The following is a 12,739-nucleotide window of genomic DNA, read 5'->3' on the forward strand; positions in this document are numbered from 1 at the left end:
ATCGGTATCCGCGATCGAACCAAGGACGACCACGATGAGCTCTATCCCCTCCCGTGCCGACGAAGTGCGGTACTCAGACCATCTCGACGAGTTGTTTCGGTCTGAGCCGCGGCCAGACGAAATCTCGGTTCTCGACGGTTTGGCCCCGGGAGACATCCACGCTCACGTGCAGTTCTCGTCCGCGGGCGACGACGCGACCCGCGCGGTGGTGTCGGTATACGCGGCAGGAGCTGGTGTGAGGTTGTCCTGGTTCCTTCCCGTGCTGCACGGGCTCGGACTCGACCTCATCGACGAATTTCCGACGGACACCACGCGCGCCGACGGACTCACCGCTCACGTGTACAGGTTCCGAGTGGACGTTCGCCGGCCGATGCGGGACGAATCACTGGGTGAGCGATTCACCGATGCGTTCCAGGCTGTATGGCGTGGACTCACCGAATCGGACAGCCTCAACGGCTTGGTCACCGAAGCTGGGCTGAACTGGCGTCAGGTAAGCGTCCTCAGGGCCTACGCCCGCTACTTGCTGCAAAGCGACTTGCCATACGGCCGTGAACGCATCGAAGCCGTCCTGCGCGAGAACACCGCAATCACGATCGCCCTCGTCGAACTGTTCGAAACCCGGCACCGCCCTGACTTCGCCGGCAACCGCGACGACGAGGGGCAGCGGCTTGCAACAGCCATCGCAGAGATGATCGACGACGTCGTCCACCTCGATGCGGACCGTATTCTGCGCGCCTACGTGGCGCTGGTGCAGAGCACGACTCGAACCAACCACTTCGTCGCTGGCACCGGGGCGCTCGCCCTCAAGCTCGCGCCCAGCGATCTGGCCTTTCTTCCCGACCCGCGTCCAGCACACGAAATTTTCGTGTGCTCACCGCGAGTGGAAGGCGTGCACATCCGGTTCGGTGACGTCGCCCGGGGTGGGCTGCGATGGTCCGACCGACCCGAGGACTTCCGCACCGAAATACTCGGTCTCGCCAAGGCCCAGGCGGTGAAGAACGCAGTGATCGTTCCGGTCGGTGCCAAGGGCGGATTCGTGGTCAAACGGGCAGCCGCCGCCAACGGCGACGCGGCTATCGGGCACGCTGCAATCCACGCCGAAGCAGTTGCCTGCTACCGAGCATTCATTCGCGCGCTGCTCTCGGTTACCGACAACCGCGACCCCGACACCCGCGCCGTCGTTCCTCCGCCCGGCGTCGTGTGCCACGATGGCGACGACCCGTATCTGGTGGTCGCAGCGGACAAAGGGACTGCCTCGTTCTCCGACATCGCCAACGAGATTTCTGCCGAGCGCGGGTTTTGGCTCGACGACGCTTTTGCATCCGGAGGCTCTACCGGATACGACCACAAAGCAATGGGAATCACCGCCCGTGGAGCGTGGCAGAGCGTCCGCCGGCACTTCCGCGAATGCGGCCTCGATACCGACACCGACTTCACCGTCGCCGGAGTCGGAGACATGAGCGGGGACGTTTTCGGTAACGGAATGTTGCTCAGCGACCACATCCGACTGGTGGCCGCGTTCGACCACCGACACATTTTCCTCGACCCCTCCCCCGACCCGGCGGCCTCACACGCCGAACGGAGAAGACTGTTCGAGCTGAAAGGCTCGACCTGGGCCCACTACTCACCGGCACTCATCTCCACCGGAGGTGGAGTGCACTCACGCACAGCCAAATCCATACCCGTGACATCGCAGGTCAAAGTCACTCTGGGAATCGAAACAGACGTCACGGCGATCTCACCCGACGCGCTCATTCAACACATTCTGCAGTCTCCAGTGGACTTACTGTGGAACGCGGGGATCGGAACATACGTCAAAGGATCGTCGGAAACCCACGCGGACGTCGGCGACAAAGCCAACGACGGCATCCGCGTCGATAGCGCCAGCCTCCGATGCACCGTCGTCGCCGAAGGCGGCAACCTCGGCCTGACCCAGAGAGCACGTATCGAGTACGCCCGAATCGGCGGGCGCATCAACACGGACGCTCTCGACAACTCGGCGGGGGTGGACTGCTCGGACCGCGAAGTGAACATCAAGACCCTCCTGCAGTCAGCGATCAGTGCCGGCAAACTCGCATCGACCGAGCGGAACGAGCTGCTGGCGTCGATGACCGACGAAGTAGCAGAGCTGGTCGTGGCCAACAACTACCGGCAGAACGAAACGCTGGGCATGAATCGCACGAATGCGAAACGGGTGGTGTCGATGCACCTGAGGCAGATCGCAGCCATGGCCGACAGCGGACGCCTCGATCCCATACTCGAGAACCTCCCGGTCTCCCGCGACCTCGACGACGAATCCCGGGGTCTACGCGAACTCACCTCGCCCGAACTCGCCACGTTGCTCGCGCACGTCAAACTGACACTCAAGTCCGAGTTACTGGCGGACACCTTGATCGACGACCCGTACTTCGCTCCAGTGCTGTTCTCTTACTTTCCCGTAACGTTGTGGACCCGGTTCGCCGACGAAATCGCTGCGCACCCCCTGCGAAGGGACATTGTCGCCACGATAGTGGCCAACCAGGTCGTCGACCGCGGCGGTATCACCTACGTGCACCGCCTGTTCGAGGACACCGGGGCGTCGGCACCGGCTGCGGTACGTGTCTTCTACCTGTCGAAAGAAATCTTCAAGCTCGAACGCACCTGGCAAACGATACGAGACTCTCACCTCGACCCGCATCAGGAGGATCTTCTGTTCGTCGCCTCGAATCGACTACTCGATCGAGCCGCGCGATGGCTGCTCACCCACCGCCCCCAAGATGTGCCCCTGGACAGCGAAATCACCCGCTACGCACCAATAGTCGAGCGCGTACGCAGAGAAGTCCCAACGTGGCTGAGCCCCGTAGACCGAGACATCGTGGACGCACGCGTCCGCGAATCAACGGTCAGCGGACTCCCCCGGGAGATCGCGCGCGACATCGCTGGCCTTGTGGATCTGTATTGCCTACTCGACGTCGTCGAAATTGTCGACAGGACTGGGGAATACGCGGGCGCAGCCACCGAGGTGTACTACACACTCAAAGACCACATCACCGCCAATACCATCCTCGACGACGTCTCCGCACTCGACCGGACCGACCGCTGGAACGCGCTGGCACGCATGGCACTACGCGATGACTTGTACCACTCGGTCCGCGCCCTGACCACCGAGGTCATCACGCAGACATCCCTGGACTCCTCTGCGCTCGACCGAGTCAAAGAATGGGAAACCCAGACCTCCCACCGCCTCAGGCAACCCCAGACGGCACTACGCTCACTGCGACTGTCGGGCCGCCGCGACCTCGCTGGCCTGTCGGTCGCAGCACGCCAGATCCGCGCCATGACATCGGCGAGCACAGCGTCCCACGACCGATGACTCATGACTGGGCCGAACGATCCAACACCTCACGCTCGGCCGAACGCGCCCGCGTACACCAACTTTCGGAAGATGTACGGAGAATTGCATGTCCACGGACGCCGAACTGCTCGCCTACGCTGAGCAGTGGGTTCCTTACGGTGGCCCCGACCCCGCCGATGTGTTCGTTCGATTCGGGATCAACGCCCTGCAATTTCGCGCGAGACTCGAGCAGGCCCTGAAGAATCACGATGGAATCGACGAAGAGCAGCGAACGCGCGTGTCCAACTATCTCCGCATGTGAATAGGCCTGGCAACAACGACATTTGATCAGGCGCACCCGCTCGCCGGCACAGGAGCGCTCAACCAGAACTTCATGAGCTTGCGCAATCAAGGAGCAATGACCGCACAATCGAGTGCGGCTTCATCACTTACGATCTGCGCAGGCGCATGTCGGCGCTCAAAGCGCTGAACAGACAGAGTATGCGGCACGCGCGTCTCGAGGCGGCGTGGTGGGCAGACGAAGGACCGTGCGCGCTCCTACGAACAGGCCTCCGGGTGCACGATCGGATCCGCCTCACAACATTCCACCGATAGATCGGCTTCACGCGGTGCAGTGAGGACCGAACGGCATGCCCGACGAGGTGAGGCACCTACCGGCGGATCGACCTTCTGCAGTGCGCAGCGAGTGCGCTGTTGCGCTGTTGCGCGGTTGCCCGTCGAGATACTCCCACAGTCTGCCGTAGCAGAGCTCGAGCTCGGATCGGTTCTCGTTGTGCACCCGGGTCACACTATCGATTTCATTGAACGAACTCGACCTTAGAAGCGTTGACGCGCAACCAAACAACGAAAGCAACGATCTCGGGTGCCGCCTTCTGTCCGCCCTGCGTGATCGGAGACTGAATTCGAGGAAACAAGAACGTTACAGGCAACGTCGGAATATTCGTTGACTCCCATCCCGTGAGGTGCCAGACTCAAGTGAGACATGAATCGCAGTATGTAATTAGTACTCAGATCATCCGCTCGTCAGAACGGACGGATGGAACAGGAGCGAGAGTCCAATTGACTGCGGCCTGAACACACGGAGCCGTCCCCCGCGATGCGTGGTCGTTACGGCTCTCGAAACGCGGCGGGCAGTCTGAGAATTTCGCATGATGAGGCCTGGACAGCGCCGATCGGACCGCCGTCACGTTCTTCTGTCAGCCCTCAGTCCTACCCGGAGGAATCGATGTACACACCGTCAGCACTGGTCGAACGTTTACGCACCCAGAGTCTGCGTCCTGCCACCGTCCACAGCGAGGCGGCAGACGTCGTCATGCTCAGCAGCGGCGACCCGGATTTTCCGACCCCAGCTCTTATTGTTGACGCCGCCGTCGAGGCCATGCGTGAGGGCCGCACACGCTACGGCGATCCCAGGGGGGATCCCGAACTGCGTGAGCAAGTCGCACGCATCACCTCCGCCGTCTCGGGGTACGACTACGACCCCGCCCATGTGCTGGTGACGAATGGCGCTAGCTCCGGGGCATGGTCGGCGATGACGTCGACCTTGTCTCCAGGGGACAAAGTGCTGTTGCTCGACCCTAGTTATTCACTGTTCGAGGCTGCAGCCCACATGGCCGGGGCCATTCCTGTTCACGTACCACTCGATGCCTCCGGTCATCTCGATCTTCAGGCGATCGAGAGCAGATTGCACGAGTGCAGGGTCCTTGTTCTGGTCAACCCGTCCAACCCCTCGGGCGCAGTGTTCACTCACTCGGAACTGACAGCCCTCGCCACGCTGACATCGGCGCACGGCGTCATTGTCATTTCGGACGAAGTTTGCGATCGGTTCACCTTCGACGACCGTCGGTTTGTCTCCGCAATCGAGATCGACGCGTGGCGCGATCAATTGATCTACTGCCAAAGCATGTCCAAGACATCAGCTATGTCTGGATGGCGAGTCGGCTACACCGTGGCGTTGGCACCCATCATCGACGACATCCGTCTGATCCACCGCAACACCTTGACGACGGTCAACTCGATCGCTCAGCGCGCGGCACTTGCCGCATTGCGGACCGAACTCCCGTGGGCGGCGGACATGCGAGATCGATTTCAGGATCGGCGGGACCGAGTCATCGAACATTTGAGGTCCATTCCCGCATTCGAGACCACCGTCCCAGAGGGTGGACTGTTCGTGTTCCCTCGATACGACCACTCGAAACCCTCGATCGACGTCGTCCGCGAACTGTCCCAGCGGGGGGTGTTGCTACGGGCCGGGCGGGAATTCGGCCCCGCTGGTGAACACCACCTCCGGATCACGCTGACGGCGGATGAGACCACTCTGGACAAAGGCCTCGATCGTGTCAGCGACTATTTCTCCTCCTTGAAGCGTTCGAACTGACCCATCAAACTCGACAGACATAGAAGAGCGAGCCATCATGAAGCCTAGAATGATCGTTGCCGTCGCGGCGTTGGTGCCGCTGTTGGTATCCGGTTGCAGCATTGGGTCGTCCGGAATCGAACTGGGAAGTGGCCCACCGGGATCAGGTTTGGTTGCCTCTGCAGCTGTCGGCGGGCTTGCAGTGAACGACGAGGCTCGCGCGCTGTTGCCGGAATCGGTTCGCAGCAGCGGATCGCTTCAGGTGGGTGGTGAGACCTCGCAGCCGCCGTATCTGCAAACCGTGGACGGCGAAATTACCGGCGTCGAGGCCGATTTCATTGTCGCGGTGGCCCAGAAGCTCGGACTTCGGCCAGAGATGACCAACACGAAGTTCGTCTCGATGGTCCCGGGCCTGTTGTCAGGGCGTTTCGATGTCGTGATGGGCAATTTCAGCGACACGGTAGCGCGGCAGCAACAGATCGACTTCGTCGACTACGCCGCCAGTAAGCAGACATTCGTTGTCCAACAGGGTAATCCGACAGGGATCTCAACATTCGAAGAACTGTGCGGGCATTCGGTCGCCGGGCCGATCGGGTCCAAATCGATCATGGCAGTGGACGCTCAGTCCGACAAATGCGAGGAGTCAGGTAGATCGGCGATCGAGATCAATAGCTTTCCGACGGTCGCCGATGCACAGTTGGCGTTGTACAACGGGAGAGTCAACACGGTTCCGGTTGAATACGCTCTTGCCCGCGCACAAGTGCGGGCCTCCGGCAGCGAGCTCCAGATGGTCGACACCTTCTACGGTGCCGGACTGAATGGAGTCGGAATCCGCAAGGGCGAGACCGGGCTGAGTCAGGCGATAGTGATTGCGATGACCACGCTCATGAAAGACGGAACATACCAAAAAATTCTCGACCATTGGGAACTGAGCGAAATGGCAATTCCCGAGCCGACCGTAAATGGAGCAAAGTGATGATCATCGATTCTGGAACCCGTGAAGCTCCCTTACTGATCGAAGGCAGGAGGAAGTACGGTCAATACGTCAGCGCGGCGGTACTGCTGCTACTGAGTGCGATGCTGCTGTGGTCGCTGGCAAAAAACCCCAACATGCAATGGAACGTTGCATGGAGCTATCTGTTCAACATCGATATCCTCGCCGGCCTCGTCAACACGATCGTCCTGACGGTGATATGCATGATCCTCGGTGTCGTCCTCGGCACTCTCCTGGCGATCATGCGCCTATCCGCCAACCCGGTACTACGCACTGTCTCATATCTCTATGTCTGGATATTTCGTGGAACACCCCTTCTTGTGCAGCTCATCTTTTGGTACAACCTCGCACTTATCTTCAAGGTCCTAGGGGTCGGAATCCCTTTCACGGACATTTCCATATCGACACCCACCAACACTCTCATCACAGGCTTTGTAGCCGCAATTCTCGGCTTCACCCTGAACGAGGCAGCGTACATGGCCGAGATCATGCGCTCGGGAATCAGTTCCGTCGACCCGGGCCAGCGCGAAGCGGCACTATCCTCGGGTATGACCGAAAGCCTGGCGATGCGTCGAATCACGTTGCCTCAAGCGATGCGAGTCATCGTACCTCCGACCGCTAACCAAGCGATCAACATGCTCAAGGCCACCTCACTGGTTGCGTTCATCTCAGGTGGCGATCTTCTCTCACGCGTCCAAGACATCTACGCCGTCAACTTCAAGGTCATACCGCTTCTCCTCACAGCGTGCTTCTGGTATCTCGTGCTCACGACCATCGCGTCGATCGGCCAGCACTACTTGGAGCGATCTGTAGGAAAAGGCTTCACCTCCTTCACCGACCACGCCGAGGCTGTAGCAGTAGAACAGAACAACCCTCCCGCACGCCCAAGCGATTGGAAATAAAATCGTGTCCGAAATTGTCGAAGTCCGACACATCCAGAAATCTTTCGGTAAAATTCACGTCCTCAAAGACGTGAGCCTGAGCGTCCCGGAAGGATCGGTCACTGCTGTTATCGGGCCGTCGGGATCAGGAAAATCCACGATGCTTCGATGCATCAATCATCTGGAAACCATCGATGCCGGCGAGATAATCGTGGATGGAGAATATGTCGGCTACCAACGTAACAAAGACAAGCTCAAGGAATTATCCGGAAAAGAGCTTGCCGCACAGCGAGCCCGTATAGGAATGGTTTTCCAACGTTTCAATCTATACGCGCACAAGACCGTATTGGAAAATGTAACCGAGGGCCCGATCAATGTACTGAAGGCCCCGGCGAAAGAGGCCAAACAGCGCGCCGAGGAACTACTGGACCGTGTGGGATTACTTGAGAAGGCTCACGCACACCCCGCACAGCTGTCAGGCGGCCAACAACAACGCGTCGCCATCGCCCGCGCTTTGGCGATGCGTCCGCGAGTCATGCTCTTCGATGAGCCGACGTCGGCACTCGATCCCGAACTTGTCGGGGAGGTTCTCCATGTCATGCGTGAAGTCGCGGAAAGCGGCATCACAATGGTCGTGGTGACCCATGAGATCGCATTCGCCAAGGAAGTGGCCTCCGAAGTGGTTTTCATGGCAGACGGTTACGTCGTCGAGTCGGGAGATCCGAAGGTTGTGCTCTCCGATCCGAGGCAGCAGCGAACCAGGGACTTTCTGGCTCGCGTGCTCTAACCCCGGGCTTCACCCCCCCAAATCTTGGGGCGATCGGGGCGGGCGTCGGTGTTCTTGCGGGCCGATTGTCCGTCGTATGGACCTGGAGACCTCCGGTGCGGTGCCGGGTAGCGGTTGCAAATGATCGTTTTCGATTCGAGGATCCGGAACCGCACACCTGGGTCAACGGGGCGCTACCACAGAGGGCCGACATATCCGACTTGATCTGGAGCGTCACTGCACTGATCTCCTGTGTCAGCTCGGTGGATGGTGCTCGAGCCTGGCGACGTTCTGGCCACAAGTACCCCAGCCGGGGTCGGCCAGGTCCACGATGGAGACGAGGTGGTCTTCGAGCTAGCCAACATCGGGCCGGTTGTCGTTGCGAGTGAGACTCCCCCAGGCGCAAGGTGCGCGGTGCGACGCTGGCGGCGTGGACCGCTAAGCCGGAAGAGGATCCCAGGCTTCCGACATGCCGCTGGCATAGTTACCGCACCGTCAAGACACGTTGACGAGGACTCCCCATTCACAGCTCGACCGCTTTAAACGCCGATAGCTGACTTCATGTCAGGTTCGGGGGTCTTCTGCTTTCTGGCGGTGGAGTTCGGTGGTGACAGTGGGAGGGATTTATCAGGGCGCGGACTCGTCTCAAAAGAGCGGATTGGGGGTGCGCTGCAGGAGCTCTTCGGTTCACCTGTCGCCGTCGCCGTCCATGCCCGGTACGTCTCCCGGGATGTGAGCGGTTGACACTGGACTTCCGAACACGTTCCGAATACAATCTGGCGTATGCCCACGACAGTTACTCGTACTTCGACTCGTCGATCGTCGGATCTGAGCAAGCACTCAGCCGAGGTGTTTGCGGAAGCCGAGGACCATCCGGTGACGGTGACTCGACGTGATGGCGAGGCTCTCGTACTCATGTCACAACGCGAGGCGGAGGGCCGCGTCCGCATGCTTGAGTTCGCCGCACAGCTCATTGGGGTCGCCATCGATGATGACGGCCCGCTGGCTGAGAGAATGTCTCGGGTGTTTCCTTGGATGTTGGCTCTGTCCACCGAGGATCGGGGTGCTTGCTCGCAGGACCTCGTCGACGCCGCGCGCGCGTCGTTTTCCACCGACCAGCCGCATCTGGTACTTGCGGAACTCGCCTCGTGGCGCGAGACTGCGATCGCTATTGCCGCCGGTCTTGGCCGAGCCGATCTCGATTGGCTTGACTCCGGCGACGATGATGTCGTTGTTGAGCGTCCGTAACGGTGGCGGGCAAGCGTGGCGAGATTGTTCCTCGTCCGACGAAGAAGGTCGAGTACGAAATCTGCTTTGCCACCGGCAATGCGCGTAAGGGCTGGCAGGACCTCTCCGCAACAATTCGTAATCCACTGGCTGATGCATGGGACTTTCTAACGCGGACGCCTTTGGCGAAGACGCCGACGAACTATCCGCTACGTGGCGACCTCGGCACGGTCACCCGCGGCAACGAGGTCCACGAACGCTGGCAGCACAAGCTGACAAGCAGAGGCACGGCGCGGATCTGGTTCTTCGTGAAGGAGCGCACCGTCTACCTCGAGCAGGTGCACGCCGCTCATCCTAACGAAACGAAGTAGGCCATCTGCGCTCCATGAGGACTGGTTTCAAAATCCGCTGCTCCCCTGCCTACGCCGATCTTGTTGCAGTAGCCCGGCGGCATGGGTCGCAGCGGCGACTTCCGAAACCGGGGCAGTTCCCGATGCCAAATGGGTTCGCGGTGCTGTCGGTGTCGACACTTACTATTACCAGCGAGCAACTAGTTAACTCAGAAAGTCGGTCTTGATGGATGCACTGGAACCAATCGTCACGGCCATAGCGACAGGTGCGGCAGCTGGTGCTTCCGGCGTCGCTACGCAGGCTTTCGCCGATGCATATGCCGCCCTGAAGCGTTTGATGTCAACGAAGTACAGCGCGGTAGCTGCAGAAGTAGAAGGTCTCGAGTCTGACCCGGAAGAGCCTCTGCGGCGGCAACTTTTGGCCAAACAGCTGTCGAAAACCGAAGCCAGTGCAGACGAAGATCTCAGATTGGCGGCTCAGGAGGTGCTACGGCAGGTGGCCGAGCACGCTCCCGAAGCGGCACGAATTGTTGGAGTACGTCTAGAACGATTGTCTACTGAAGGCGACATAACGATTCGAGATGTAGCAGTTCTCGGCGGCAGCGGGGTACTGGCAACCGATATTCATACGAGCGGATCGTTGCAAATTGATGGAGTGCGGGCACAACACGCGGAGCCGCCCCACCCTGAACGGGGCGCAGCAGCCGGGGCGGAATCTGCTGCGCCGCACTTCACCACGACATCGGAGAATGTCAGTGTCGGTCGGGACTACATCAACCAGTTTCACCTATCAACTAGCGCCGGTGGTGGGAATGCGGGACGAGTCCGTGCAATAACCGCTTCCGTAGCAATTCTTCCGCTGGGCGACAATCTTTGGACGGTTACCGTCAGCAATGGCAGCGCCGGGCCGATCACTGACCTCTCCGCGGACGTGTATGTCGCGGATCAGGATGGTCAGAGAACCAGCGTGCGGTGTGCTCCCGCCAGAGATGGTCGAACGGCAGGAGAAGCCGTTAGCCAGTTCATGAGTCAAGGACTGTCAGGAATACTCGGACCGCTGTTGACCCAAGCATCCAGGGCAAACCCGTGGTCTCCCGGAATTGGCCCCGCAGCCGCCGACATGATGGCTGGTCACATGAGCGCGCGCCTGAACCCGGCGATACAGCGGGAGTTGCAGGCGTACATGGCAGTCGAGTTTCCTTCTGTACTCGCGATGAACGGCAAGGCTGAGGTCGTCTATGAATGCGGGCCATTTGACCGCTCTGCGGCACAGGTGGAGGTCGACATCACTTTCGCTGATGAAGACGGAACCAGTTGGATCAGAAAACACGGGCGACTGCCCGCACGCCAGTCTTGAGCAAGACCGTCGAGTGATGTGAAACCAAGCAGCCATCAAACCCGTCACAACCCAATTTCGTTGACGGCGTTTCCGGCTAACGGTGCGTGTTCGCGGCGGTAGACCTCGACGGGGTCGAGGCTGGCATGTCCGGTTTAGCGGGCGATGGCGGATCCGTCGCCACCGTTGCGGGTGCCCTGCGTTACGAATCCGGCGCGGAGCGAGTGTCCGCCGAGTTTGGCGAGCGCGGTGGGATCGAAACCGGCCTGCGTGGCGCGGCGGCGGATGGTCTGGTGAATAGCGGCCCCGGACAACTCAGTGTCGCCGAGGTTCCCGTTCTTCGCGACGGCCCGGAGCAGCGGTACGCGAGCGGCAGTGCGGTTTACCCCTCCACGACACACGTGATCGCCGAACAGTTCTTGTTTCCGGAGTAGGCGGATCACAGACGGACGGCCACCGACATCGAAGGCCGCGACGACCTGGACCCAGCGGACGTACGCACAGGGTGGGCAGGTCTCGTAAGAGTCGATGTACGGCAGCGCTCTCACTGCTCCTTTGCCTTTTTGGTCGGTTTTCGACTTCCGTAACCGGATGTGCAGACCATCGTACCGATGCACAGTGATGTCCCCGCACACCATCTCCGAAAATTCGCTGCGGCGGTATGCGCCGGCGAACCCGAGGAGCAGAATCGCGGAATCGCGGTGTTCGAGTACCTCGTCGGCCCAGCCTCGGCATCGTTCCCGCTCCGTCTCGACGAGGAGTTTGATGTCGTCGGCCAGTAGTGGGTCTCGCGGGGTACGGGGTCGGTCCCCGCCGCGGCATACTCCCGCCGAATGCCCGACAGTGTCGCGGTGACGAGTTCGCGCGCGGACGGCGACAGATGACGGGTGGTGCTGTGTTGGTGGTCGATCGCGGCTATCCAGGTGCCGAACGTGGCGACGGCGTAGGCCCGCTCCCCCGTCTCGGTCCGGCTATCTGCGGCGTCGACCAGGGAGGTGGCGACAGCGACCAGGTGCTCCGGCAACGCCACGTGACCGTTCGCATGCATCAGTTCGTGAACCGTCTCTACGCGGCCGCATACGCCCTACGTGTTCCCCCTAGCGGGAGGACTCCATAGCGCTCGCGATTCGCTTCGCGGCGGCGAGCGGGATCTCAGGCTCCACAGCCACCGCTTCGACGGGATCGGGGAGGCCCACCGCAGGTGTTTGAATTGGTCGGAAGTCCATACATGCCCCAACGCAGCTCACCGAGACGTTTGCAGAGCAAAACTGTGCTGAACTGGCATTTCAAGGCATACGGCGCGGAAAATGCAATTTACAAGGTTGACATCGGCCATTGCTAGGTCGACTGAGTTACCCGATATAAGGGTCCAGATCGCTCGGTGCGAACACGCGTGGATGACCGCCGTCAGGGCTCGGACAGTCCCCACAAGAGAGTGATCCGGGATTCGAGATTCACGCGGTCGAAGCGGCCGAAACCTCGGCTCAGTCAGCGC

General features: G+C 60.5%; 12 protein-coding genes and 1 pseudogene. 11 read left to right on the forward strand and 2 right to left on the reverse strand.

From position 1 onward, the window contains the following. Positions 1-196: 196 nt before the first annotated feature. Both ACQR3T_RS24645 and ACQR3T_RS24650 read left to right on the forward strand, forming a co-directional pair. Positions 197-3,352, forward strand: a pseudogene (locus ACQR3T_RS24645) (NAD-glutamate dehydrogenase domain-containing protein); the annotation flags it as partial. A gap of 88 nt (positions 3,353-3,440) precedes the next feature. After that, on the forward strand, positions 3,441-3,635 hold the full coding sequence (locus ACQR3T_RS24650) for a hypothetical protein (protein ID WP_428695209.1): 195 nt from the start codon (positions 3,441-3,443) through the stop codon (positions 3,633-3,635). 300 nt (positions 3,636-3,935) lie between these two features. On the opposite strand, the gene ACQR3T_RS24655 is transcribed toward ACQR3T_RS24650, so the two are convergent. After that, a complete protein-coding gene (locus tag ACQR3T_RS24655; protein ID WP_428695210.1) occupies positions 3,936-4,112 on the reverse strand; it encodes a hypothetical protein in 177 nt (58 codons plus the stop codon). 447 nt (positions 4,113-4,559) lie between these two features. Between ACQR3T_RS24655 and ACQR3T_RS24660 the strand changes: the two genes are divergently transcribed. The 8 genes from ACQR3T_RS24660 to ACQR3T_RS24695 all read left to right on the forward strand — a co-directional run bounded on the left by ACQR3T_RS24660 (position 4,560) and on the right by ACQR3T_RS24695 (position 11,265). Then, positions 4,560-5,711, forward strand: coding sequence for a pyridoxal phosphate-dependent aminotransferase (locus tag ACQR3T_RS24660; protein WP_428695211.1), 1,152 nt, complete (start codon positions 4,560-4,562; stop codon positions 5,709-5,711). 181 nt (positions 5,712-5,892) lie between these two features. Next, on the forward strand, positions 5,893-6,666 hold the full coding sequence (locus ACQR3T_RS24665) for an ABC transporter substrate-binding protein (protein ID WP_428695212.1): 774 nt from the start codon (positions 5,893-5,895) through the stop codon (positions 6,664-6,666). Further along, the gene (locus tag ACQR3T_RS24670) at positions 6,666-7,586 is read left to right on the forward strand and encodes an amino acid ABC transporter permease (RefSeq protein WP_428695213.1); all 921 of its coding nucleotides are present in this window, start codon (positions 6,666-6,668) and stop codon (positions 7,584-7,586) included. Before ACQR3T_RS24665 ends, ACQR3T_RS24670 begins: the two co-directional genes overlap by 1 nt. A 4-nt stretch (positions 7,587-7,590) precedes the next feature. Then, entirely contained in the window at positions 7,591-8,352 is a 762-nt protein-coding gene (locus ACQR3T_RS24675) for an amino acid ABC transporter ATP-binding protein (RefSeq protein WP_428695214.1), read from the forward strand. Between the two features lie 246 nt (positions 8,353-8,598). Beyond that, positions 8,599-8,874 carry a fumarylacetoacetate hydrolase family protein gene (locus ACQR3T_RS24680; protein WP_428695215.1) on the forward strand — a complete coding sequence of 92 codons (276 nt, stop codon included), beginning with the start codon at positions 8,599-8,601 and terminating at the stop codon, positions 8,872-8,874. Positions 8,875-9,114: 240 nt separating this feature from the next. Further along, entirely contained in the window at positions 9,115-9,579 is a 465-nt protein-coding gene (locus tag ACQR3T_RS24685; RefSeq protein ID WP_428695216.1) for a prevent-host-death protein, read from the forward strand. 2 nt (positions 9,580-9,581) lie between these two features. After that, complete coding sequence (locus ACQR3T_RS24690; protein WP_428695217.1) at positions 9,582-9,929, forward strand: hypothetical protein; 348 nt, start codon at positions 9,582-9,584, stop codon at positions 9,927-9,929. 205 nt (positions 9,930-10,134) lie between these two features. Continuing rightward, complete coding sequence (locus tag ACQR3T_RS24695) at positions 10,135-11,265, forward strand: hypothetical protein (protein ID WP_428695218.1); 1,131 nt, start codon at positions 10,135-10,137, stop codon at positions 11,263-11,265. A gap of 134 nt (positions 11,266-11,399) precedes the next feature. Here ACQR3T_RS24695 and ACQR3T_RS24700 read toward each other — a convergent pair whose 3' ends face one another. Continuing rightward, positions 11,400-11,792 carry a tyrosine-type recombinase/integrase gene (locus tag ACQR3T_RS24700; RefSeq protein ID WP_428695219.1) on the reverse strand — a complete coding sequence of 131 codons (393 nt, stop codon included), beginning with the start codon at positions 11,790-11,792 and terminating at the stop codon, positions 11,400-11,402. 63 nt (positions 11,793-11,855) lie between these two features. Between ACQR3T_RS24700 and ACQR3T_RS24705 the strand changes: the two genes are divergently transcribed. Further along, positions 11,856-12,026 (forward strand): hypothetical protein, encoded by a 171-nt coding sequence (locus ACQR3T_RS24705; RefSeq protein ID WP_428695220.1) that lies wholly within the window; start codon positions 11,856-11,858, stop codon positions 12,024-12,026. Positions 12,027-12,739 lie beyond the last annotated feature (713 nt).

The sequence above is a fragment of the Rhodococcus sp. IEGM1428 genome, assembly GCF_050321865.1.
In the GTDB taxonomy this organism is placed as follows: domain Bacteria; phylum Actinomycetota; class Actinomycetes; order Mycobacteriales; family Mycobacteriaceae; genus Rhodococcoides.

What these genes read in the sequence shown, in the direction of transcription:
- ACQR3T_RS24650 (WP_428695209.1), top strand. Translation starts at nt 3,441, where the DNA reads ATGTCCACGGACGCCGAACTGCTCGCCTACGCTGAGCAGTGGGTTCCT.
- ACQR3T_RS24660 (WP_428695211.1), top strand. Translation starts at nt 4,560, where the DNA reads ATGTACACACCGTCAGCACTGGTCGAACGTTTACGCACCCAGAGTCTG.
- ACQR3T_RS24670 (WP_428695213.1), top strand. Translation starts at nt 6,666, where the DNA reads ATGATCATCGATTCTGGAACCCGTGAAGCTCCCTTACTGATCGAAGGC.
- ACQR3T_RS24680 (WP_428695215.1), top strand. Translation starts at nt 8,599, where the DNA reads ATGGTGCTCGAGCCTGGCGACGTTCTGGCCACAAGTACCCCAGCCGGG.
- ACQR3T_RS24685 (WP_428695216.1), top strand. Translation starts at nt 9,115, where the DNA reads ATGCCCACGACAGTTACTCGTACTTCGACTCGTCGATCGTCGGATCTG.
- ACQR3T_RS24695 (WP_428695218.1), top strand. Translation starts at nt 10,135, where the DNA reads ATGGATGCACTGGAACCAATCGTCACGGCCATAGCGACAGGTGCGGCA.
- ACQR3T_RS24705 (WP_428695220.1), top strand. Translation starts at nt 11,856, where the DNA reads ATGCACAGTGATGTCCCCGCACACCATCTCCGAAAATTCGCTGCGGCG.